This is a genomic window from Microbacterium sp. OVT16B (genome assembly GCF_019969705.1).
Taxonomy (GTDB): Bacteria; Actinomycetota; Actinomycetes; order Actinomycetales; family Microbacteriaceae; genus Microbacterium; species Microbacterium natoriense.
This window is the reverse complement of sequence record NZ_JAHXZA010000001.1, coordinates 3,546,597-3,568,024: the sequence shown is the minus strand read 5'-3', so window position 1 is coordinate 3,568,024 and position 21,428 is coordinate 3,546,597. Positions and strand designations below refer to the sequence as shown.

The 21,428-nt window shown below is 69.9% G+C and carries 21 protein-coding genes; 12 read left to right on the top strand and 9 right to left on the bottom strand.

The window, feature by feature from the left end; all coding sequences use genetic code 11:
• Positions 1–84: 84 nt before the first annotated feature.
• Genes LC438_RS16775 through LC438_RS16760 form a run of 4 tightly spaced genes read left to right on the top strand, consistent with a single transcriptional unit; the run spans position 85 to position 4,404 of the window.
• On the top strand, positions 85–1,029 hold the full coding sequence (locus LC438_RS16775) for a carbohydrate ABC transporter permease (protein ID WP_105673210.1): 945 nt from the start codon (positions 85–87) through the stop codon (positions 1,027–1,029).
• Positions 1,026–1,949 (top strand): carbohydrate ABC transporter permease, encoded by a 924-nt coding sequence (locus LC438_RS16770; RefSeq protein ID WP_105673211.1) that lies wholly within the window; start codon positions 1,026–1,028, stop codon positions 1,947–1,949. Before LC438_RS16775 ends, LC438_RS16770 begins: the two co-directional genes overlap by 4 nt.
• A gap of 5 nt (positions 1,950–1,954) precedes the next feature.
• Positions 1,955–3,367, top strand: a complete 1,413-nt coding sequence (locus LC438_RS16765) for a GH1 family beta-glucosidase (protein ID WP_223587247.1) — start codon at positions 1,955–1,957, stop codon at positions 3,365–3,367.
• 38 nt (positions 3,368–3,405) lie between these two features.
• Positions 3,406–4,404: a LacI family DNA-binding transcriptional regulator gene (locus tag LC438_RS16760; protein WP_105673213.1), complete on the top strand. Its 999-nt coding sequence runs from the start codon at positions 3,406–3,408 to the stop codon at positions 4,402–4,404.
• Positions 4,405–4,516: 112 nt separating this feature from the next.
• Here LC438_RS16760 and LC438_RS16755 read toward each other — a convergent pair whose 3' ends face one another.
• The 3 genes from LC438_RS16755 to LC438_RS16745 all read right to left on the bottom strand — a co-directional run bounded on the left by LC438_RS16755 (position 4,517) and on the right by LC438_RS16745 (position 7,558).
• Positions 4,517–5,335, bottom strand: a complete 819-nt coding sequence (locus tag LC438_RS16755) for a M57 family metalloprotease (RefSeq protein WP_105673214.1) — start codon at positions 5,333–5,335, stop codon at positions 4,517–4,519.
• Positions 5,336–5,651: 316 nt separating this feature from the next.
• Positions 5,652–6,698, bottom strand: a complete 1,047-nt coding sequence (locus LC438_RS16750) for a hypothetical protein (protein WP_223587246.1) — start codon at positions 6,696–6,698, stop codon at positions 5,652–5,654.
• Complete coding sequence (locus LC438_RS16745; RefSeq protein WP_181155837.1) at positions 6,686–7,558, bottom strand: DUF1266 domain-containing protein; 873 nt, start codon at positions 7,556–7,558, stop codon at positions 6,686–6,688. The genes LC438_RS16750 and LC438_RS16745 overlap by 13 nt, the downstream gene beginning before the upstream one ends.
• 124 nt (positions 7,559–7,682) lie before the next feature.
• Between LC438_RS16745 and LC438_RS16740 the strand changes: the two genes are divergently transcribed.
• Positions 7,683–8,360, top strand: coding sequence for a TetR/AcrR family transcriptional regulator (locus tag LC438_RS16740; RefSeq protein ID WP_223587245.1), 678 nt, complete (start codon positions 7,683–7,685; stop codon positions 8,358–8,360).
• Between the two features lie 50 nt (positions 8,361–8,410).
• Here LC438_RS16740 and LC438_RS16735 read toward each other — a convergent pair whose 3' ends face one another.
• Both LC438_RS16735 and LC438_RS16730 read right to left on the bottom strand, forming a co-directional pair.
• Positions 8,411–9,751, bottom strand: a complete 1,341-nt coding sequence (locus LC438_RS16735) for a uracil-xanthine permease family protein (RefSeq protein ID WP_223587244.1) — start codon at positions 9,749–9,751, stop codon at positions 8,411–8,413.
• 88 nt (positions 9,752–9,839) lie between these two features.
• On the bottom strand, positions 9,840–10,703 hold the full coding sequence (locus LC438_RS16730) for a phosphoribosylaminoimidazolesuccinocarboxamide synthase (protein WP_223587243.1): 864 nt from the start codon (positions 10,701–10,703) through the stop codon (positions 9,840–9,842).
• Between the two features lie 44 nt (positions 10,704–10,747).
• Between LC438_RS16730 and LC438_RS16725 the strand changes: the two genes are divergently transcribed.
• The 6 genes from LC438_RS16725 to LC438_RS16700 all read left to right on the top strand — a co-directional run bounded on the left by LC438_RS16725 (position 10,748) and on the right by LC438_RS16700 (position 16,565).
• A complete protein-coding gene (locus LC438_RS16725) occupies positions 10,748–11,308 on the top strand; it encodes a GNAT family N-acetyltransferase (protein WP_223587242.1) in 561 nt (186 codons plus the stop codon).
• A gap of 66 nt (positions 11,309–11,374) precedes the next feature.
• Positions 11,375–12,001, top strand: a complete 627-nt coding sequence (locus LC438_RS16720) for a PadR family transcriptional regulator (protein WP_223587241.1) — start codon at positions 11,375–11,377, stop codon at positions 11,999–12,001.
• Positions 11,994–13,553: a DHA2 family efflux MFS transporter permease subunit gene (locus tag LC438_RS16715; protein ID WP_223587240.1), complete on the top strand. Its 1,560-nt coding sequence runs from the start codon at positions 11,994–11,996 to the stop codon at positions 13,551–13,553. The genes LC438_RS16720 and LC438_RS16715 overlap by 8 nt, the downstream gene beginning before the upstream one ends.
• Positions 13,554–13,727: 174 nt before the next feature.
• Positions 13,728–14,258: a GNAT family N-acetyltransferase gene (locus tag LC438_RS16710; protein ID WP_105673223.1), complete on the top strand. Its 531-nt coding sequence runs from the start codon at positions 13,728–13,730 to the stop codon at positions 14,256–14,258.
• A 109-nt stretch (positions 14,259–14,367) separates the two neighbouring features.
• The gene (locus LC438_RS16705) at positions 14,368–15,840 is read left to right on the top strand and encodes an amino acid ABC transporter substrate-binding protein/permease (RefSeq protein ID WP_223587239.1); all 1,473 of its coding nucleotides are present in this window, start codon (positions 14,368–14,370) and stop codon (positions 15,838–15,840) included.
• Positions 15,837–16,565, top strand: coding sequence for an amino acid ABC transporter ATP-binding protein (locus tag LC438_RS16700; protein WP_105673225.1), 729 nt, complete (start codon positions 15,837–15,839; stop codon positions 16,563–16,565). Before LC438_RS16705 ends, LC438_RS16700 begins: the two co-directional genes overlap by 4 nt.
• Before the next feature lie 223 nt (positions 16,566–16,788).
• On the opposite strand, the gene LC438_RS16695 is transcribed toward LC438_RS16700, so the two are convergent.
• The 4 genes from LC438_RS16695 to LC438_RS16680 form a co-directional block, all read right to left on the bottom strand.
• Positions 16,789–18,087 carry an MFS transporter gene (locus LC438_RS16695; RefSeq protein ID WP_223587238.1) on the bottom strand — a complete coding sequence of 433 codons (1,299 nt, stop codon included), beginning with the start codon at positions 18,085–18,087 and terminating at the stop codon, positions 16,789–16,791.
• Positions 18,084–18,617 carry a helix-turn-helix domain-containing protein gene (locus LC438_RS16690; RefSeq protein ID WP_223587237.1) on the bottom strand — a complete coding sequence of 178 codons (534 nt, stop codon included), beginning with the start codon at positions 18,615–18,617 and terminating at the stop codon, positions 18,084–18,086. The genes LC438_RS16695 and LC438_RS16690 overlap by 4 nt, the downstream gene beginning before the upstream one ends.
• Positions 18,618–18,766: 149 nt before the next feature.
• Complete coding sequence (gene purD / locus LC438_RS16685; RefSeq protein WP_223587236.1) at positions 18,767–20,044, bottom strand: phosphoribosylamine--glycine ligase; 1,278 nt, start codon at positions 20,042–20,044, stop codon at positions 18,767–18,769.
• 212 nt (positions 20,045–20,256) lie between these two features.
• Positions 20,257–20,934: a CoA pyrophosphatase gene (locus tag LC438_RS16680; RefSeq protein WP_105673229.1), complete on the bottom strand. Its 678-nt coding sequence runs from the start codon at positions 20,932–20,934 to the stop codon at positions 20,257–20,259.
• Positions 20,935–21,039: 105 nt separating this feature from the next.
• On the opposite strand from LC438_RS16680, the gene LC438_RS16675 reads away from it, so the two are divergent.
• Positions 21,040–21,411 carry a sterol carrier family protein gene (locus LC438_RS16675; protein ID WP_105673230.1) on the top strand — a complete coding sequence of 124 codons (372 nt, stop codon included), beginning with the start codon at positions 21,040–21,042 and terminating at the stop codon, positions 21,409–21,411.
• Positions 21,412–21,428: the final 17 nt, after the last annotated feature.

The following is a 21,428-nucleotide window of genomic DNA, read 5'->3' as shown; positions in this document are numbered from 1 at the left end:
CGTGTCGTCTCGCTGCGCTCGCTCGACGACCCGCGGGGAGACCGCCCCCGCCCGACGGCCCGGACCCACGACTGAGGACTCGACATGACCACCACTGCACCGCCGAGGCGATTCGGCTTCGGGTCAGCGCGGCTCTCGCGCTGGGACCTGAGGCTCTCGCCCTACCTCTACATCTCCCCGTTCTTCATCCTGTTCCTGATCGTCGGGCTGTTCCCGATCGCCTACACCGCCGTGATCTCGTTCATGGACTGGGATCAGGTGCGCGGCACCGGAACCTGGATCGGCTTCGAGCAGTACGCCTATGTGCTCGGCCAGCCGAAGTTCTGGATCGCGCTGCGCAACACGTTCAGCATCTTCGTGCTGTCGAGCGTCCCGCAGCTCATCGCCGCGGTGTTCATCGCCGCGATGCTCGACCGCAACATCCGGGCCAAGACCTTCTGGCGCATGGGCGTGCTGGTGCCCTACGTGATGGCGCCGGTCGCCGTGGCCCTCATCTTCTCGAATCTCTTCGGCGACAAGTACGGTCTGGTGAACAGCCTGCTGGAGGGCATCGGCCTCGGCCCCGTGCCGTGGCACTCGAACGCCTTCGCGAGCCACATCGCCATCGCGACGATGGTGAACTTCCGCTGGACGGGCTACAACACCCTCATCCTTCTCGCCGCGATGCAGGCCGTCCCGCGCGACTACTACGAGGCCGCGACGGTCGACGGGGCCGGCGCCGTGCGCCAGTTCTTCGCGATCACGCTGCCGAGTCTCCGGCCGACCCTGATCTTCGTGATCATCACCTCCACGATCGGCGGTCTGCAGATCTTCGACGAGCCGCGCATGTACGACCAGTACGGAACCGGCGGCGCAGACAGCCAGTGGCTGACGATCACCCTGTACCTCTACAACATCGGCTGGGGCGAGTGGAACTTCGGCAGGGCCTCGGCGCTCGCCTGGATCCTGTTCCTCATCGTGCTCGTCATCGGCGCGATCAACCTGCTCATCACCCGCGCCCTGGTGCGCAGCGAGGGGAAGCGCTCATGACCGTGATCGACAGGACGGATGCCTCCGCCGGCGACGCCGCAGACGACCGGGCGCCCGTGTCGCCGAGGAGAGGAGCCGGTCGCACCCGCCGCATCCGCGGCTCCCGACCGGGGTGGTTCGTGTACGGGGCCCTCGGGGTGGTGCTGCTGAGCAGCCTCTTCCCCTTCTACTGGTCCTTCCTCATCGGCTCGGGCGACGCGTACACGCTGCGCGACCCGAACCGCTCCTGGATCCCCGGGGGCAACTTCATCCAGAACGCCCTGGAGGTCGTGAACGACCCGGCCGTGAACTTCTGGCGCGCGCTGTGGAACTCGATCTACACGTCCGCCCTGATCGCGGCATCCGTCGTGTTCTTCTCCACGCTCGCGGGCTGGGCGTTCGCGAAGCTGAAGTTCAAGGGCCGCGGCTGGCTGCTCGCCTTCGTCGTCGGGACCATGGCCGTGCCGACGCAGCTCGGCGTGGTGCCGCTGTACGTGCTGTTCAGCGAGCTCGGCTGGACCGGCACCCCCGGAGCGATCATCGTTCCCGCTCTGACCAGCGCGTTCGGCGTCTTCTGGATGACCCAGTACCTCACCCAGGCCGTGCCGGACGAGCTCATCGAGGCGGCGCGCATGGACGGCGCCTCCTCGTTCCGGACGTTCCTGACCATCGGGGTGCCGGCCGCCCGTCCCGCTGCGGCCATGCTCGCGCTGTTCACGTTCGTGTCGGCGTGGAACAACTTCTTCTGGCCGTTCATCGTGCTCGACCGGCAGGACCCGACCCTGCCCGTCGCGCTCTCCCTGCTCCAGTCGAATCACTTCGTCGACTACTCGATCGTGCTCGCCGGAGTGCTGCTCTCGACCATCCCGCTCCTGCTGCTCTTCGTGTTCGCGGGTCGGCAGCTGGTCAGTGGCATCATGGCGGGCGCGGTGAAAGGATGACCCCTATGACCCGCCCCTTCCCTCAGGAGTTCCTGTTCGGCGCCGCCACCGCGGCCTATCAGATCGAGGGCGCCGCCTTCGAGGACGGCCGCACGGCCTCGATCTGGGATGCGTTCGCGCGCGTGCCCGGCGCGGTGATCAACGGCGACGACGGCGACGTCGCGTGCGACCACTACCACCGTTACCCGCAGGACGTCGCGCTGATGAAGGAGCTCGGGCTGCAGACGTACCGCTTCTCCACGTCGTGGTCGCGGGTGCGGCCAGACGGCGGCGCGGTCAACGAGAAGGGCGTCGACTTCTACAGTCGACTGGTCGATGAGCTGCTGGATGCCGGCATCGTGCCCTGGCTCACGCTGTACCACTGGGACATGCCGCAGGCGCTGGAGGCACAGGGCGGCTGGACCAGCCGCGACACCGTCGACCGCTTCCTGGAGTACGCGGGCACCATGCACGACGCGCTCGGCGACCGGGTGCGGTACTGGACGACGCTCAACGAGCCGTGGTGCTCGTCGTTCCTGTCGTACACGGCCGGCATCCACGCCCCAGGGCGGATGGACGTCGGAGACGGCATGCTCGCCGCGCACCATCTGCTGCTCGCCCACGGGAAGACCGTGCAGGAGCTGCGCTCGCGCGACTCCTCCCTCGATCTCGGCGTCACGCTGAACCTCACGGTGGCCGACCCGGCCGACCCCGACGCCCCCGGCGATGTCGACGCCGCCCGCCGCATCGACGGGCAGTTCAACCGCTGGTTCCTCGACCCGATCTTCCGCGGCGCCTACCCCGCCGACGTCATCCGCGACTTCCGCACCGTCGACTCCTCCGCTGTCGCCCGGTGGGAGCAGGCCGTGCAGCCGGGCGACATGGAGGCGATCTCGTCTCCGCTCGACGCGTTCGGCGTGAACTACTACCACGGGGAGCTGCTCGCCGGCACCGCCCCGGCCGAGGAGCCGCCGGCGGGAGACGCCCCGACCGAGCGGGCCGTCGCCTCCCCGTTCCCCTCGCACGAGGGCATCCACTGGGTCGAGCGCGGGCTGCCCCGGACGGGCATGGGCTGGGAGGTGCAGCCTGAGGGTCTGACGCGTCTGCTGCAGCGGGTCGGGTCGGAATACGCCCCCGGCATCCCGTTGTACGTCACGGAGAACGGCGCCGCCTACGACGACGTCCGCCAGGGCGACACGGTGCCGGATGCCGATCGCACCGCGTTCCTCGTCGCGCACGTCTCCGCGGTGCGCGACGCGATCGATGCGGGCGTCGACGTGCGCGGCTACTTCTACTGGTCCCTGCTCGACAACTACGAGTGGGCGTGGGGGTACGAGAAGCGCTTCGGCATCGTGCGGGTCGAGTACGACACCCAGGAGCGCGTCGTCAAGGACTCCGGCCTCCAGTACGCTCGGATCATCGCAGCGCGCGCCGTCTGAGGCTGCTGCCGCGACAGCATCAGAGCGGGGAGCAGGCGATGGTCAGGGCGACGATCGAGGAGGTCGCGGCGGCGGCGGGGGTGTCGCGCTCGACCGTGTCCCGCGTGGTGAACGGTTCGACGTCCGTGAGCCCCGAGGCGCTCGCCGCGGTGCAGGACGCGATCGCCCAGCTGCACTACGTGCCCAACCCCGCGGCCCGCACGCTCGCCAGCAGGCAGACGAACGCGATCGCCCTGGTCGTGCCGGAGGACACCACGCGCTTCTTCGGCGACCCGTTCTTCGCGACGATCGTCTCGGGCATCAGCGCCAGGATGACGAGGTCCGACTACATCCTCAACCTCCTGATCGCGAGCGAGGAGGGCGGCGCGAAGACCGCCGGATTCGTGCGCAACGGAGGCGTCGACGGTGCGATCATCGTGTCGCACCACACCAGCGACTCCTTCGTCGACCGCATCGCCGAGGCCGTCCCCGTCGTGTTCGGCGGACGCCCGGTGCGCGCGCGCCCCGGCGACTACGTGGTGGACGTCGACAACGTGCTGGGCGGCCGCATGGCGACGCAGTATCTGCTCGACCGGGGTCACCGGCGGATCGCCACGATCTCGGGTTCGCTCAGCATGCCCGCGGCGGTCGACCGCGTACAGGGTTTCCGGGACGCGTTGGCGGATGCCGGCATCCCCCCGGCCGCGGAGCTCGACGGCGACTTCACCGAGGAGGGAGGGGCGGAAGCCGCCCGACGTCTTCTCGCCGCGGGTTCGCCGCTCCCCGATGCCGTGTTCGTCGCGAGCGACCTCATGGCCAGGGGTGTGATGCGCGTGCTCCGCTCGGCGGGCATCCGGATCCCCGAGGACGTTGCGATCGTCGGGTTCGACGACTCTCAGGTGGCGGTCGCGGTGGATCCGCCGCTGACGACCGTGCAGCAGCCGATGTACGCGCAGGGCGAGGCGATGGCATCCGTCCTGCTCGACGTGCTCGCGGGGCGCGAGGCTCCGCGGTCGACGATCCTGCCGACCGAGCTGGTGGTGCGCGCCTCGGCGTGAGGTGTGGTGGCGGCGCTCCCGGCGGCGGTCTCTCCGCGTCTGCGCGCAGAAGGGGCCCGGCCGAATGGGCCGGACCCCCGCTGAGACGTCACGCCGTGTTGGGCGAGGGGCCTCAGTTTCCGTACAGCGCGACGATGCCCGCGCGGTCGGTGCTGGTCATCGACAGGTCGTCGGACGAGCCGTTGCACTGCGGGTAGTGCATGATCGACGCCGAGTCGTACGGGGTCAGCGGGCGCCAGTTGTTGTCCTCGAAGCAGGTGCCGGACTCCGGACGGGTGTGCTCGTGCCGGAAACCGAGGACGTGCCCGAGCTCGTGGCCGAGGATGTTCGTCGGGGTCCAGGAGCCCGAGCTCCAGATCGAGTCGTCGATGAGGACGTTCTGCTGGCGGTCCGGCGTGCTCGGGAAGAACGCGCGGGCGATGTACTGCGTCGTCTGCACGGGCTCGACCGAGAACACGACCGACTTGTTGCGCGTCGTGCAGTTGCCGTCGGCGCTGCTCACGTACTGGAACTTGATCTTCGACGATGCGGCCTCCCAGAGAGCGGCGCCGCTGGCCATGGCGTTCACGACGTCTGCGTGACGGGTGCCGAAGGCGGTGCTGACGCAGTACGTGAGGTTGCCGACCTGCTGCGCCGACCACTTGTCGTCGGTGCCGCTGACCGTGTTGACGATGAGGCCGTCGATCGGTGTCGCCGGGCCCACGAGCACGTCGTAGAACTTCCGCAGCTCGCCGCGGTTGGAGATCACCTCGTCTCCGTTGACGATGTAGCTGCCGTCGACGTCCCGGAAGGTCGACGCGGCGAACTCCTGGAAGGTGGGCACGTCGGAGCCGTCGTCCGGACTGGTCGCAGCGGCGGCCGGGATGACCGCGCCGATGCAGAGCGCTGCTGCCGCGGTGGCGGCGAGCGCGAGTGTTCTCGTGAGTCGCATGGATGATCCTTTTCGATCTGAGCGATGCCGCACGCCCGGTCGGCGAGCGGACTCCGATCCGGAGGACGGGCTTCCTTGCGCCGCCGCCGTGCCGAAGCCCGCTCACGGTAACCGCGTCGATTCGAGCGGGTCAAGGTCGGCGACGGCGTGCCCACGAATTCTTGTACTCAGGTAAACAATTGCGTGCGCTCAGCCTGGCCGAAGGTGTCGACCGGGCTCGACGGACGTCGATGTCTGACGTCCGTCGAGGAAGAGGGGAACACGGGTGCGGACATTTGTTATGCCCCCCGGCCAGGTCCGCACCCGTGGGTCTGGGTCACCCGGTGAGGGTGCGCAGGATGTCTCCGCCGAACAGCGAGAACGCCGTCACCCCGGCGGAGAGCAGCAGCACGCCGGCTGTCGCGGCGATCGCGATCACCGAGACGCCGCTGCCGCCGAGGCGCTGTCCGCGCAGGCCGACCGAGACGCCGGCCCTGGCGGCGAGCTCGCCGGCGTTGTCGTCGCGATACAGCTCGGTGCGCGCGGCGAAGCGACGGTGGAAATCCTCGGCGAGGACCACGGCCGCGGCCATCGTGTCGGCGCGGTCGAAGCGCGTCCGCGCCGGCAGATACACGTAGAGACGGTCGGAGACGAGCTCGATCTCCGCGCCGGAGCCGAGATCGAGCACGCGGGCCATGAGGTCGGGCGTGAAGATGTAGAGCGCGTCCTGCTGGTATCCCTCAGGCACGATCAGGCGGAACACCGACGCGAACTCGCCCTCGAGCTGCATCTTCGCCGCGCCACGGCCGAGACCGAGGGTGGGGATGATGCTGCGTCGGCGATTCGCCAGCACGATGTGGGGCACCGCCGACGGCAGCGGCAGCTCGATGAAGGCGAAGGGACGCTGGATCGTCGCCGCCTCCTGGCCGCGCGCCACCGAGTGGTGCATGCCCAGCTCGAACGGCATCCGCTCGTCGTCGCAGGCGACGACCGCGCGCTCCTGTCCTCGGTTCACGCGGGCGAACGCCGCGCCGGGGCGCCGGGTGCTCTCCAGGAGATCGGCATAGGCCCAGCCGTTGCGCCAGGCGAACGCCGCCACCTTGACTCTGCGGCCCAGCCCGATCGCGTACCAGACGAACCCCACGGCGGCGAGCACCGTGTAGCCCACCACGAACACCCCGAGGATCGGCGCGACGGCGAGGATGTCGCTGCGTCCGAGGAACCAGAGCGCCCCGAGCATCGCCACGGCGAACAGCAGCACCGCGACGAGGATGAACACGAAGCGGCGGTGCAGCGGCGTGCGGCAGATGCGCTCGTACGCGAGGATGTCGCGGAAGCCGGCCCCTCGTCGAAGAGGGTCGAGGTCTACGGTCACAGGCTCCATGACAGCGTCGCCCACGGACCGTTGCGCTTCGCGGTGGCCGCGGCCTGGAAGTCGACGCACCCGTCGCCGAACTTGTCGAAGGACTTCTCCTCGACCTTGCCGTCGCTCCAGTGCATCACGCGGCCGGCGATGTAGCTGAGGCCGAAGTCCGCCCACGACGAGAAGGCGGGGCGGCCCTCGACGTTGATGCGGTGGATGATCTGGCGCGCCTCGGCGACGTCGCCGTGTCCGAGCGCCACACCCCACGTGGTCATGCCCACGGCCTGGCCGAGCGCGTAGCCGTCGAGGGTCTTCACGAACAGGTCGGGCGTGACGATGTCCTTGCCGACGCGCTTGCGGATGAGACCCTCGGTGTACTCGATCGAGGTGACGAACGTGCGCGCATCGCGCTTGTCCCCGCCCTCGGCGACGATCGCGTTCAGCCACTCCTTCGCCTTGGGGACGCGGCCGAGCTGCTCGGCGAGCTGCGCGCGCACGGCGAGGTAGAGGACCCACATCTCGCGGCGGCGGCGCACGGTGACGAGGCGCTCGATGTTGTCGAGCCAGTCCTGGCGCGTGGGGACGCCCCACTGGTCGACGAGCACCTTCTTCTCGCGGTCGCCGAGGATCGACGCCGTCGGGTCGTTCCAGTGCCCGGACGGGAGGTTCACGATCTGCAGGAGGCCGAGAGCGATCTCGTTGGCCTCGGTGTCGGTGGTGGAGAACTTCTCATCGGCCTTGACCTTGAAGCCGGGCATGAGCCAGACCACGATGAAGAAGAGCACCACGGCGCCGACGATCGCCCACACCCACCACTGCGAGATGAGCCACTCGATCAGGGAGCCGAGGTCGTTGAGATCGACGCGGGCGAGGGGATGCATGGGGGCTCCTGGAAGTGGGGGATCTGACCGATCCTCATAGATTGAACGATTATTCAGTGAGTAATCTATACGGTGGGGGCCGTTCAGCAAAGACACTCGTCCGCATCGCAGAGGAGGATGCCTCGTGGCACGCTCCGATGAGCAGAACCGCATCGCCAGGGAGAGGGCGCGGGAGAACATCCTCCAGGCTGCGATCACCCTGTTCTCCGAGCGAGGAGTGGCCGGCGCCAGCATCGCCGAGATCACCTCCAGGGCCGGTGTCGCCCAGGGGCTCGTGAACTACCACTTCGGCGGCAAGGAGCAGCTGGTCTCCGCCGTGATCGACCGCTGGTTCGAGACCGTGCTCTCGTTCGCCCGCGTCGACGGCACGCCGGACGAGGCGCTCGCCGCCGTGATCGACGGCGCCCTCATGGCCACGGCCTTCGCGGTGCCCCTGCAGCGGGCTGTCCTCGCGATGCAGCAGCAGCCCGCGACGCACCGGCTGTTCGCCGAATCCGAGCGGCGTCACGCCGATGCGGTGACGGCGACGGAAGACGCCGTGCGCGACCTGTTCCGCGCGCGCGGCGCGGCAGACCCTGGTCTCGAGGAGGTCATGCTGCGCAGCCTGCTCGAGGGCGTGTTCGTGAAGTTCGCCGTCTTCGGAGACACCTATCCGCTGGAGGACGCGCGGCGCTGGGTGCGCCGCAGCTACGGGCTGCCGGAGCCCGAGGAGCCGCTGCCGCTGGCGATGCCTCCGCGGCGGGGCGAGCCGCGTCCGCGCGCGTCCGGTGCGGTGTGCCCCGACACGGGCACGGTGGGCTGAGGTGCGCAGAGGGGGACGGATGCCGCGGCATCCGTGCCCCTCCAGGCGGGTCAGGCGGGGTCGCCGCCGAGCGGGCCGACCGCGGGGATGGGGCCGCCGTCGTCGGCGCCGCTCCGGCGCCAGCGGGCGATCGCGTTGCCCAGGTGGTAGATGACCAGAGCGGCGACCGTGCCCAGCACGATGGCGCCGAGCTGGAACGTGCCCCAGCTCATCATGAAGCCGGCGATCGCGATGACGAACGACACGGCGACCGTGTACTGGTTGACCGGACGCGAGAAGTCCACGCGGTTGTCGACCCAGATCTTGATGCCGATGACGCCGATGAGGCCGTACAGCGCCGTCGTCACGCCACCGAGGACGCCGGCGGGGATGCTGTTGAAGATCACGCCGACCTTCGGCGAGAACGCGAGGAGGATCGCGACGATGCCGGCCACCCAGTACGCCGCCGTCGAGTAGACGCGGGTCGCCGCCATGACGCCGATGTTCTCGCCGTAGGTGGTGGTGCCAGAGCCGCCGAAGCCGCCGGCGAGAGTGGTCGCGAGGCCGTCAGCGACGAGGGCGCGCCCGGTGTGCTTGTTGATCCCCGGGTCGTTCGTCATGGTCGCGACGCCGCGCACGTGGCCGACGTTCTCGGCGATGAGCACGAGCACGACGGGGAGGAACATCGGCACCAGCGCCCACGCCTTCGGGTCGCCGACGGCGGCGAGGTGGAAGTCGGGAAGGCCGATCCAGGCGGCCTCCGCGACGCCGTCGAACTTCACCTGTCCGGTGAAGAGGGCGACGATGTAGCCGACGACCACGCCGAGGAAGATCGAGATGCGGCCGAGGAACCCGCGGAACAGCACGCTGAAGAGCACGACGGCGGCGAGGGTGACCGTCGCGAGCTCCGGCTGCTTCTGGAAGTTGCCCCAGGCGGCCGGCGCGAGGTTGAAGCCGATCAGGGCGACGATGGACCCGGCCACGACCGGGGGCATGAGCTTGTCGATCCAGCCGGTGCCGACGGCCTGCACGAGGAAGCCGATCGCGGCGAGCAGCACACCCGCGGCGACGACGCCGACGAGCGCCTGGGTGATCTGCTCGGCCGACTCGAGGGCCTTGCCGCCGTTGAGCGCGGTGATCGGGGCGATGAACGCGAACGACGAGCCGAGGTAGCTGGGCAGCTTGTTGCGGGTCAGCAGCAGGAACAGCAGGGTTCCGGCGCCCGAGAAGAGCAGCGTCGTCGACACCGGGAACCCGGTGAGGATGGGGACGAGGAACGTCGCGCCGAACATCGCGACGACGTGCTGGACGCCGATCGCGATCGTGCCGGGCCAGTTCAGGCGCTCATCGGGGCGCACGACGGCGCCGGGTGCGACGGTGCGGCCGTCTCCGTGCAGCTTCCACAGGGGCATTGCGGGCTCCTCAGGGTCGGGGGTGTCGGAGTGCTGGAGCCACACTACCGATTCCTGAGTGTTGCCTGGGTGCGCCGGATGCCGCGACTCAGGCTCCGAGGCGCTCGATCAGCTCGCGGTAGCGGGCGGCGGTGCGCTCGACGACGTCCTTCGGCAGCGCGGGCGGTTCGCCCTGCTTGTCCCAGTGCAGCGCCAGCCAGTCGCGCACGATCTGCTTGTCGAAGCTCGCCATCCGCGCGCTCGGAGTGGTGCCGACGGCCCAGGCCTCGGCATCCCAGTACCGGGAGGAGTCGCTCGTGAGCACCTCGTCGGCGAGGCGCAGGACGCCGTCGGCATCCGTCCCGAACTCGAACTTGGTGTCGGCGAGGATCAGGCCCTTCTCCTCGGCGATCGCGGCGGCCCGGCCGTATACGGCCAGCGAGACGTCTCGCAGCTCGGCGGCGCGCTCGGCGCCGACCAGCTCGACGACCCGCTCGAAGGTGATGTTCTCGTCGTGCTCTCCCATCGGCGCCTTGTAGGCGGGGGTGAACAGCGGCTCGGGCAGGCGGTCGCCGTTCTGCAGACCGGCGGGGAGCGGGATGCCGCACACGGTGCCGCTCTCCTGGTACTCGGCCCAGCCGGTGCCGGTGATGTAGCCGCGCACGACGCACTCGATCGGCAGCATCTCGAGGGACTGCGCGAGCATGGCGCGATCGGCGACGGACGCCGGGATCTCGCCCTCCGCGAGATGGTTCGGCACATCGGAGAGCGCGGAGAACCACCAGCGGCTGAGGCGGGTGAGCAGGGCTCCCTTCTCGGGGATGCCGGGGGACAGCACGTAGTCGAACGCGCTCACCCTGTCGGACGCCACGACGAGGATGCGCGTGTCCGCCGCATCCTCCGAGGCGTACAGGTCGCGGACCTTGCCGGAGTAGACGTGCCGCCAGCCGGGGATGCTCTGTGCTTCGCTCACCCAGCCATTATCCCGGTGTCGGAGGGTGGTCGTAGCGTGAGGGCATGCCTGAGGAGTTCTTCACCGAGCGTCTGGTGCTCACGCGACCGGCGCCCAGCGACCTCGATGAGGTCTTCGCGATCCACAACGACCCCCGTGTGTGGACCCACTTCCCGTCCCTGCGGCATCTCGACACGGAGCCGACGCTGGCGATGATGCGGAAGTGGGAGGAGGGGTGGGCGGATGCCGGACTCGGGTCCTTCGTGGCGCGGCTGCGCGAGACCGGGGAGATGGTCGGCAACGGCGGAAGCTCGGTGCGGGGGTTCGGCACCGAGGGAGCGGTGTGGAACGTCGGGTACCGGATCGCGCCCGACCACCACGGGCGCGGGTATGCGACCGAGCTCGCGCGGGCGGGGGTCGAGCTCGCGCGCGAACGCGTCCCGGAGTGGCCGCTCATCGCCTATCTCGTCGAGCACAACACGGCGTCGGCGCACGTCGCGGAGAAGCTGGGACTCGAGCTGGTGCATCGCGGTCCGGATGCCGGAAACCCTGACCCCGCGGTGATGCGTCTGGTCTACGCGGACCGTCCGCTCACCGAGGCGCAGCTCGAGGTGGCGCTGCGCTGATCCGAGCTTGCCGTCGGGGTCGTATCGGGCGTATAGTCCACGTGGACTAATTGGAATGGACTAACAATGCCGGATGCCGTCGACAAGCTCACCCCGATGGGGGTGATGGTGCTCGCGCTGCTGCGCGAGGGCGACATGCACCCCTATGAGATGGTGCGGCTGATGCGCGCGCGCCGCGACGATCGCCTGCTCCCGATCACGAACGGCACGCTCTATCACACGGTCGCGCGCCTCCAGCGGGCAGGACTGCTCGACGAGGTCGGTGTGGATCGCGACGGCAACAGGCCGGAGCGCACCACGTACACGCTGACCGCCGAGGGCCGTGAGGCGGTCATCGGCTGGGTGCGGCGCGAGCTGTCGCGCATCGACCGTCCGTCCGACTTCCGCATCGCGCTCGCCGAGGCGCACAACCTCGAACGACCCGACGCGATCGACAGCCTCCGCATCCGGCGGGCGGCTCTCGCCGATGCCCACACGCAGCACAGCGACGGGCTGCGCGGGGCCCGCGCCAACGGGGTCCCCGAACAGGTCCTCGTCGAGTTCGAACGCCAGGAGATGCTGCTCGACGCAGAGCTCCGCTGGCTCGACTCCCTCCTCACCCGTCTCGAGGCCGCCGCGTTCCCCTGGGGACCGCACGCCTTCGAAGACACCGAACGCTATCTCGCCCAGCGAAAGGCCGCACAGAATGACTGAATCTCAATCCACCGGGGCCGCGGCATCCGCCCCCTCGTCTTCAGGGCCGTCCACCGGCACCTACTCCGTCGGCCACCGGCCGAAGAGCCCCTGGCCCGCTCTGTGGGCGCTGGTCATCGGCTTCTTCATGATCCTCGTCGACACGACCATCGTCTCGGTGGCGAACCCGGCCATCAAGGCCGCCCTCGACCCGACGACGAACAACCTCGACAACGTCGTGTGGGTCACCAGCGCCTACCTCCTCGCCTACGCCGTTCCGCTGCTCATCACCGGGCGCCTCGGCGACCGCTTCGGGCCGAAGAACATCTACCTCATCGGCCTCGCCGTCTTCACGCTCGCCTCCCTGTGGTGCGGCCTGTCGACGACGCTCGAAGGGCTGATCGTGGCCCGCGCCGTGCAGGGGCTCGGCGCCGCATTCATGACGCCGCAGACGATGGCGGTCATCACGCGCACGTTCCCCGCCGAGCGTCGGGGAGCCGCGATGGGGCTGTGGGGCGCGACCGCCGGTGTGGCGACGCTCGTCGGCCCGCTCGTCGGCGGCCTGCTCGTCGACGGCCTCGGCTGGGAGTGGATCTTCTTCGTGAACCTGCCCGTCGGCGTGATCGGCTTCGTGCTGGCGTGGATCTACGTGCCCAAGCTGGCCACGCACCCGCATCGCTTCGACGTGCTCGGCGTCGTGCTCAGCGCCGTCGCCCTCTTCCTCCTCGTCTTCGGACTGCAGGAGGGCGAGAAGTTCAAGTGGGGCGTCATCTGGGGCCCGATCTCCGTGTGGAGCCTCATCATCGCGGGCCTCGTCGTGCTGGCCCTGTTCATCGTGCAGCAGGCCCGCACGCGCAGCGAGCCGCTGGTGCCCCTCGACCTGTTCCGCGACCGCAACTTCTCGGGAGCCAACGTCGCGATCGCCGCCGTCGGCTTCACCGTGACGAGCATGTCGCTGCCGATGATGTTCTTCCTGCAGATCGCACGCGGCCTCACCCCGACCGAGGCGGCGCTGCTGTTGATCCCGATGGCGGTGCTGTCCGGAGTGCTCGCGCCGTTCGCGGGCAAGCTGCTCGATCGCGTCGATCCGCGCATCATCCTGGTGCCCGGTCTGCTCTGCGTGGGCATCGCCCTCGTCTGGTACTCGGCGCTGATCAACATGGACACCCCGATCTGGATGTTCCTGCTCCCGTCCGCCCTGATGGGCATCGGCAACGCCGGCATGTGGGGTCCCCTCGCGACGACGGCGACCCGCAAGCTCCCGCCGCGCCAGGCCGGCGCCGGTGCGGGCATCTACAACACCACCCGCACGATCGGATCGGTGATCGGCTCGGCATCCATCGCGGCGTTCATGCAGTCGCGGCTGGAGGCCAACCTCCCCGGACTGTCCGACGCGGCCGGAGGCATCGGCACCGGAGGCGCGCTGCCCCCGCAGGTCGCCGACGGGTTCTCCGCGGGAATGGCGCAGGCGATCCTGCTGCCGGCCTGCGTCATGGTCGTCGCCCTCGTCGCGTCGCTGTTCCTCGGACGCTACGAGTCCGAGCCCGCGGCCGCGCCGGGAGGGAAGGGCTGACGCCCTGACGCGGCACCGGATTCCCGGCATCCGCGTCTCGACGTCCCCCCTCCGAGTTCCGACGCCCCACCTGACGCACGACAGACAGGTGGGGCGTCGGTGTCGGGTGGGGCGTCGGCGGCTGGTAGGGCGGACGGGTTTGGCGAGAGCGAGCGCGTGTGATGTCATCGGGTGATGACGATCGCGCTCATCCGACCAACGACCGACCTCTACGACAGCTGGGCCGCCGCCGTGGCGGAGTTCGGCGGAGGTCACATCGACGGTTCGGGTCTGCAGGCCCCTGTCATCCCGGGGCGGGTCACCCTCGACGAGCTGATCGCGGATGCCGCACGGCTCGCCGACACCTCGATCGCGCCTCCTGAGGACCGCGTGCACAACGACCTCTACTGGATCGTCGACGACGCCGAGGTGATCGGATTCCTCTCGTTCCGCCACGACCTCAACGAGTGGCTCCGCGAGGCCGGCGGGCACATCGGCTACGCGGTGCGGGAGTCGCGTCGCCGCCAGGGCTACGCGTCGAAGGCGCTGGCCCTCGCGCTCGACCGTGCGCGCGAGATCGGGCTGGACCGCGTGCTGGTCACCTGCGACGACGACAACGTCGCCTCCGCCCGCACGATCGAGGGCGCCGGCGGTGTGCTGCAGGACGTGAGCGACCAGACCGAGCGCGGGCACGCGCTGCTGCGCCGCTACTGGATCACGCTGTAGTCAGCCCACCGGCCCTTGTGCCGGTTCTGCGTGCGAGAACGCGACCGGAGGCTAGGGTTGTTGGTCGGCGGCCAACCGGTCGTCGTCGTCGATCCCGGGAGCATCCGTCGTGATCCGCAATCCTTCCTCCGCCTCCGCGCGCCTGCGCAGGTTCGGGCGCACCGCGGGAGCAGCCGTCCTCACGGCGTTCCTCGCCGTCGGCGCCCTCCTCGTCGCGCCGACCGCGGCGACCGCCGCCGATGAGAAGTACGTCATCGGCACCGACACCACCTTCGCGCCCTTCGAGTTCACGAACTCCGACGGCCAGCTCGTCGGCATCGACATGGACCTGCTCCGCGCGATCGCGAAGGACCAGGGCTTCGAGGTCGAGATCCGTCAGCTCGGATTCGACGCCGCCGTCCAGGCGCTCCAGGCGAACCAGGTCGACGCCGTCATGGCCGGCATGTCGATCACCGACGAGCGCAAGAAGACCTTCGACTTCAGCGACCCCTACTTCACCAGCGGCATCCAGCTCGGAGTGATGAAGGACAGCGACGTCCAGTCGCTCGACGACCTCGACGGCAAGACCGTGGCCGTGAAGACCGGCACCCAGGGTCAGACCTTCGCCGAGGAGAACAAGAAGAAGTACGGCTTCACCATCACGCCGTACCAGGACACGACCGACATGGTCGACGCCGTCAAGGCGGGCCAGGCCGTCGGCTACTTCGAGGACTTCCCGGTGCTCGCCTACGGCATCCAGCAGGGGTCGGGCTTCCGTCTGGTCGGCGACCCGGAGCTCGGCGGCGAGTACGGCTTCGCGGTGAACAAGGGGCAGAACCCCGAACTGGTCGAGATGTTCGACAAGGGCCTCGCGAACCTCAAGAAGTCGGGCGAGTACGAGACGATCGTCGACCGGTACCTCTCCGGCGGCGAGGAGTCGGCGCAGCCGACCGACATCATCTCGGTGGCCGTGAAGTACTGGCCGGCGCTCATGAGCGGTCTGTGGCTCACGATCCTCGCGACCCTCGTGGCGCTGGTCGCCGCGTTCGTGCTCGGCATCGTCTTCGGCTTCGGCCGCATCTCCGGGTTCTTCCTGTTCCGCTGGCTCGCCACCGCGTACGTCTTCGTGTTCCGCGGCACCCCGATCCTGGTGCAGGCGTTCTTCGTGTTCTTCGCCATCCCGCAGCTGTTCCCCGGGCTGACGTTCAACCCGTTCGTCGCCGGAGCGATCACCCTGTCGCTCAACACCGGCGCGTACATGACCGAGATCATCCGCGGTGGCATCCAGGCCGTCGACCCGGGCCAGAACGAGGCCTCGCGCTCGCTCGGCCTCGGCCACTGGAAGACCATGCAGAAGGTCGTGCTGCCGCAGGCGTTCCGCATCATGATCCCGTCGTTCGTGAACCAGGGCATCATCACCCTCAAGGACACGTCGCTGATCAGCGTGATCGGCCTGGCCGAGCTGACGTTCCAGTCGCGGCAGATCATCGCCTCGACCTACCTGTCTGCACAGGTGCTGACGATCGTCGCCCTCATCTACTTCGTCGTGATCACGCTGCTCACGCTGCTCGCCAACCGCCTGGAGAGGAAGTTCACCGCATGAGCAAGATCGAAGTCCGGGACCTGCACAAGTCCTTCGGAGACAACCACGTGCTCAAGGGCATCGACCTCCGGGTGGAGGACGGCGAGGTCATCGCCGTGATCGGTCCCTCCGGCTCGGGCAAGTCCACGCTGCTACGCTGCCTCAACAAGCTCGAGGAGCCCACCTCGGGTCACGTCATCATCGACGGCGTCGACCTGACCGACAAGAGCGTCAAGCTCGACGAGGTGCGCCAGCGCATCGGCATGGTGTTCCAGCACTTCAACCTGTTCCCGCACATGACCGTGCTGGAGAACATCACACTCGCGCCGATCGAGCTCGGTCGGCTGTCGAAGGCGGATGCCCGGGCACGGGCGCTGTCCCTGCTCGACCGGGTCGGGCTCAAGGAGAAGGCGGATGCGAAGCCGGCATCCCTCTCCGGCGGTCAAAAGCAGCGTGTGGCCATCGCCCGTGCGCTGGCGATGGACCCCGAGATCATGCTCTTCGACGAGGCGACCAGCGCCCTCGATCCCGAGATGGTGGGCGAGGTGCTGCAGGTCATCCGCGATCTCGCGTCCGGCGGCATGACGATGGTGCTCGTCACCCACGAGATGGGCTTCGCCCGCGAGGTCTCCGGTCGCACCGTGTTCATGGACGGTGGCGTGGTCGTCGAGGAGGCTCCTCCCTCCGAGCTGTTCGGATCCCCGAAGAACGAGCGCCTGAAGGACTTCCTCTCGAAGGTGCTCTGAGTCGCGTCCGCGGCATCCTCCGTCGACTTCCCGTGCACTCGCCGAGTGCACGGGAAGTTCGCGTGTGCGGGCCGTGCACTCGCCGACTTCTCGTGAACTCGCCGATTTCTCGTGAACTCGCCGAGTGCACGGGAAGTTTGCGTGTGCAGGCCGCGCACTCGCCGACTACTCGTGAACTCGCCGAGACGAGACGAGACGAGACGCGACGAGACGGGGCGCGGGGTCAGGCGCGCGAGGCGGGGGTGGGATGCCGGCGGATCGTGCCGCTCACGAGGGCGGCGACGGCGCACAGGCCGGCGGCGGCGAACCAGGCGATCGTGTACTGGCCGGTGTGGTCGCGGACCATGCCCGCGAGCACCGACGCGATGCCGGCGCCCACCTGGTGCGCGGCGAACACCCAGCCGAAGACCAGCGGACCCCGCTCGCCGAAGACCTCGCGGCACAGGGCGATCGTCGGCGGCACGGTCGCGACCCAGTCCAGACCGTAGATCACGATGAACACCACGATGCTGGGCTGCACCGACGCCGACAGCAGGCTCGGCAGGAACAGCAGGCTCACCCCGCGCAGCGCGTAGTACGCCGCGAGCAGGATGCGGGGATTCACCCGGTCGGTCAGCCACCCCGAGAGCACGGTGCCCGCGATGTCGAAGACGCCGACGACGGCGAGGAGGCCGGCCGCCGTGGTCGTCGGCATCCCGTGGTCGTGGGCGCTGGGGATGAAGTGCGTGCCGATGAGGCCGTTGGTGGTGGCGCCGCAGATCGCGAAGCCGATCGCCAGCGCCCAGAACGTCTTGGTGCGGGCGGCGTCGCGCAGCGTCGTGAGGGCGAGTCGAGCCGCGCCCCAGGCGCTGCCGCGGGGAGCCGGAGCGGATGCCGCGACCGGCGTCGCCTCGCCGTACCGGCCGACGCCGAGGTCGGCCGGTCGATTGCGCAGGAAGATCCACACGAGCGGGACCACGGCGAGAGCGCCTCCCGCGATGATGAGCGAGGCCGCACGCCAGCCCACGCCCTCGGCGGTCGCCGCGATGACGGGCAGGAAGATGAGCTGGCCGGTCGCACTGCCCGCGGTGAGCACGCCGGAGACGAGTCCGCGACGGGTGGCGAACCACGTGTCGGTGATGGTGGCGGCGAAGACGAGGGCCATCGACCCGGTGCCGAGGCCGATCAGCACACCCCACGTCAGGATCAGCTGCGCCGGGGTGGCGACGAAGACGCTGAGCGCGGACCCCGCGCCGATGACCAGCAATGCGGTGACGGTCACGGCGCGGATGCCGAAGCGCTGCATGAGCGCAGCGGCGAACGGAGCGGTGAGCCCGAACAGCAGGAGGTTGACGGTGACGGCGAGGGAGAGCTCCGCCGTGGTCCACCCGAACTCCTCCTGGAGCGGGAGCATCAGCACGCCGGGGGCGGCGCGGAACCCCGCGGCGCCGATCAGCGCGATCAGGGCGACGAGAGCGACGATCCAGGCGGGGTGGATGCGGCGGCGGGTGCCGGTCGGCTCCTCGACGGACTCGGCGGTCATGCGGCGCTCGACGCGGTGGCCTCGGAGGGGGAGCTCGCCCCGGTGGAGCCGGGTGCCGTGCTCGATCCGGTGAGGGCGAAGGGCTCTCCGCCCATGCTGCGGCGTGACCATCGGGTGATGTCCGCATCGAGGGGAGCGGCGCAGACCGCGCACCAGTCGACGGATGCCGCGGTCGCCCCGCATCGGCCGCACGTGACCGTGAGGCCCCACGGCCCGTCGGGGTCGGTGACCTGGGTGAAGCGGGCGTAGGCGTGCAGGATCGGAAGCGTGGAGCGTCCGGCATCCGTCATCCGATAGCCGGCGCGCGCCGCCGCGGGGTCTTCGCGCTCGATGAGACCCGCGTCGGTCATGGCCGTGAGTCGCCGCGAGAGCACGGAGTCGGCGGCGCCGGTGGCCGCGCGCAGCTGGTCGAAGCGCGTGCGTCCGGAGAACATCTCGCGCAGGATCAGCAGCACCCACGGGTCGGCGAGCACGTCGGCGGAGTGGGCGATCGGGCAGGTCGCCGAGGACCAGTCGGAGCGGAGCGGCATCCGCTAACTTTCTTGAAGAAAGCCAGGGCTGTCAAGAGTGAACGTGCGAGAGTTCGGAGAATGGCAGGAATCTCGGACGATCAGGCAGGAATCCTCCGAGAAACGCGCGTTCATCCGAAGAACGGATGCCGCGGCACGGCGCCGCGCGCCTACTCCGCGACGCGGGCGGCGATGTCGGTGCGGTAGTGCGACCCGTCGAGGGAGATCTTCGCGATCGCCTCGTAGGCGCGGGTACGTGCGGTGCGGAAGTCGGATGCCACGGCGACGACGTTCAGCACCCGGCCACCCGTCGCGACGAGCGAGCCCCCGGGGGCGTCGGGGCTGGCGGTCGCGGCGTGGACGAGGCGGACGCCCTCGACGGCCGCGGAATCCGCGAGGCCCTCGATCGGACGCCCGGTCTGCGGCGCCTCGGGGTAGCCCTCGCTCGCGAGGACGACGGTGATCGCGACGTCGTCGCTGAACACGGGCTCCGGCTGGTCCTCCAGGGTGCCGGATGCCGCGGCGAACAGCAGCTCCGACAGCGGGGTGACCAGGCGCGGCAGCACGATCTGCGTCTCGGGGTCGCCGAACCGCGCGTTGAACTCGATCACGCGCACGCCGGCGGGCGTGAGGATGAGGCCCGCGTAGAGCAGTCCGATGAACGGCGTGCCCTCGGCATCCAGCCGGCGGATGACGGGAAGGGCCACGTCGCGCGTGACCTCCTCGACGAAGGCGCGCTCGCTGCCGAACTGCTCGTCGAGCCAGGGCAGCGGCGAGTACGCGCCCATGCCGCCCGTGTTGGGGCCCTCGTCGCCGTCGAGCGCACGCTTGAAGTCCTGCGCGGGGCTGAGCGCGCGCACGGTGTCGCCGTCGCTGAGGAAGAACAGCGAGACCTCGGGGCCCGACAGGAACTCCTCCACGAGCACGGGGCCGGAGGGCAGGTAGTGCTCCGCGTGCGCGAGCGCCTCGGCGCGGTCGGAGGTCACGATGACGCCCTTGCCGGCGGCGAGACCGTCGGCCTTGACGACGTGCGGGGCGCCGAGCTCGTCGAATGCGGCCTCGACCTCGGCGACGGTGGCGGCGCGCACGGCGCGGCCGGTGGGGACGCCCGCGGCATCCATGATCCGCTTCGCGAACGACTTCGACCCCTCGAGCTGGGCTGCGGCTTTGCCCGGTCCGAACACGGGGACGCCGTGCGCGCGGAGCACGTCGGCGACGCCGGCGACCAGCGGAGCCTCAGGCCCCACGACGACGAGGTCGACCGCGTGCTCGTTGGCGAACGCGGTCACCGCGGCGCCGTCGAGCGGGTCCACCGTGACAGGGGTTGCGTCCTGCGCGATGCCGGCGTTGCCTGGGGCGACGAAGATCTCGTGCTCCGTCTGCTCGGCCCGCAGGGCGAGGATGATCGCGTGCTCACGGGCACCGGAACCGAGGACGAGAATCTTCACCCGTCCAGACTACCGAGGCCGCGCGTCCGGATTTCGGACCGGGTGCGGCGCAGGCGGATGCCAGAACTCCGGAGAATCACCGCGGCTCCCGGCCATGGAGCGGCTCGGAGCCCGATCATGACGGAATCTCCGGAGTTCTGGCGCGCGACGGCGCGTGATTCGGATGCCGGGGCGCAACGCGGGCACGGGCCCGAAGCCTCGGAGCGGGTGGCTCAGACCGTGACGGGCCGCTCGACCGTGGGGTCCCAGGGGATGGTCCAGCCCGTGGCGTCGAACAGCGCGTCCAGGACCATCGCGGTGAAGCCCCACACGATCGTGCCGTCCACGTCGAACGCCGGGCCCTTCCACGTGCGGCCCATGCGGCTGATCGTCGACGTGAAGCGGATGTCGGGGTCGAGCAGGTGCGCGACGGGCACGCGGAACACCTCGACGGTCTCGGCGTGATCGACCGCGACGACCCGCGACGGCGACCGCCACCAGCCGAGCACGGGGGTCACGAGGTGGTTGCTCGCGGCGAGGGGCAGCTCCGACAGTGTCGCGAGCACCTCGACGCCCGCGGGGTCGAGTCCGGTCTCCTCCTCCGCTTCGCGCAGCGCCGTGGCGACGGCATCCGCGTCCTGCTCCTCCCTGCGCCCGCCGGGGAACGACACCTGGCCGGGGTGCGACGAAAGGGTCGCCGCCCGTCGCTGCAGCAGCACGTCGAGGTCGGCCGCCACCGTCAGCTCGTCGGTGCGAGCGGGGATGCTGTCGAGCATGCCGAACAGCACCAGGACGGATGCCGCGTGCGCGCCGTCGTCGGTCGGAGGGAACGGCGCCGCCCAGCGCGCGCTGCGCTGCGCCGCCGCGATCAGCTCGGCGCGCGCCCCGTGCAGGGTCTCGTTCGGAGTCATCGCTTCGAGCCTAAGCCTGCGGGCAGGGGTCGGGCGCGGATCTTGTGCGCTCCCGACAAGCACCGGCACCGCCGAGCGGGCGCCCCCGCCGCGTACCCTGATCCCATGCCCCCGAAGAGGATCGACATCATCGACGGACGTGCGGCGCTCGCCGCCGTCGGCGCCGCGGATGCCGCGGGCGAGAAGCCGGCGCGCACCGCCCTGGCGACGGCCGTGCGCTATCTGCTGCAGCTGCTCGACGAGAAGGCGCCGGGAGGCACCGTGGAGGTGCGCGTCCCGCCGTTCGGCGCCGTGCAGGTCATCCAGGGGCCGCGGCACACGCGTGGGACCCCGCCGAACGTGGTCGAGATGGACGCCGCCACCTGGATCGCCGTCGCGACCGGGGCGGAGCGATGGGCGGATGCCGCGGCATCCGGTCGCGTCCAGGCATCTGGCACCCGCGCCGACCTGGCCGAGGTGCTGCCCCTGCGTCCCTGACCCGGTCGCACCTGCCC

What these genes read in the sequence shown, in the direction of transcription:
- LC438_RS16675 (WP_105673230.1), top strand. Translation starts at nt 21,040, where the DNA reads ATGCCCCCGAAGAGGATCGACATCATCGACGGACGTGCGGCGCTCGCC.
- LC438_RS16710 (WP_105673223.1), top strand. Translation starts at nt 13,728, where the DNA reads ATGACGATCGCGCTCATCCGACCAACGACCGACCTCTACGACAGCTGG.
- LC438_RS16695 (WP_223587238.1), bottom strand. Translation starts at nt 18,087, where the DNA reads ATGACCGCCGAGTCCGTCGAGGAGCCGACCGGCACCCGCCGCCGCATC.
- LC438_RS16775 (WP_105673210.1), top strand. Translation starts at nt 85, where the DNA reads ATGACCACCACTGCACCGCCGAGGCGATTCGGCTTCGGGTCAGCGCGG.
- LC438_RS16755 (WP_105673214.1), bottom strand. Translation starts at nt 5,335, where the DNA reads ATGCGACTCACGAGAACACTCGCGCTCGCCGCCACCGCGGCAGCAGCG.
- LC438_RS16770 (WP_105673211.1), top strand. Translation starts at nt 1,026, where the DNA reads ATGACCGTGATCGACAGGACGGATGCCTCCGCCGGCGACGCCGCAGAC.
- LC438_RS16690 (WP_223587237.1), bottom strand. Translation starts at nt 18,617, where the DNA reads ATGCCGCTCCGCTCCGACTGGTCCTCGGCGACCTGCCCGATCGCCCAC.
- LC438_RS16715 (WP_223587240.1), top strand. Translation starts at nt 11,994, where the DNA reads ATGACTGAATCTCAATCCACCGGGGCCGCGGCATCCGCCCCCTCGTCT.
- LC438_RS16750 (WP_223587246.1), bottom strand. Translation starts at nt 6,698, where the DNA reads ATGGAGCCTGTGACCGTAGACCTCGACCCTCTTCGACGAGGGGCCGGC.
- LC438_RS16700 (WP_105673225.1), top strand. Translation starts at nt 15,837, where the DNA reads ATGAGCAAGATCGAAGTCCGGGACCTGCACAAGTCCTTCGGAGACAAC.
- LC438_RS16680 (WP_105673229.1), bottom strand. Translation starts at nt 20,934, where the DNA reads ATGACTCCGAACGAGACCCTGCACGGGGCGCGCGCCGAGCTGATCGCG.
- LC438_RS16760 (WP_105673213.1), top strand. Translation starts at nt 3,406, where the DNA reads ATGGTCAGGGCGACGATCGAGGAGGTCGCGGCGGCGGCGGGGGTGTCG.
- LC438_RS16720 (WP_223587241.1), top strand. Translation starts at nt 11,375, where the DNA reads ATGCCGGATGCCGTCGACAAGCTCACCCCGATGGGGGTGATGGTGCTC.
- LC438_RS16745 (WP_181155837.1), bottom strand. Translation starts at nt 7,558, where the DNA reads ATGCATCCCCTCGCCCGCGTCGATCTCAACGACCTCGGCTCCCTGATC.
- LC438_RS16765 (WP_223587247.1), top strand. Translation starts at nt 1,955, where the DNA reads ATGACCCGCCCCTTCCCTCAGGAGTTCCTGTTCGGCGCCGCCACCGCG.
- LC438_RS16735 (WP_223587244.1), bottom strand. Translation starts at nt 9,751, where the DNA reads ATGCCCCTGTGGAAGCTGCACGGAGACGGCCGCACCGTCGCACCCGGC.
- LC438_RS16725 (WP_223587242.1), top strand. Translation starts at nt 10,748, where the DNA reads ATGCCTGAGGAGTTCTTCACCGAGCGTCTGGTGCTCACGCGACCGGCG.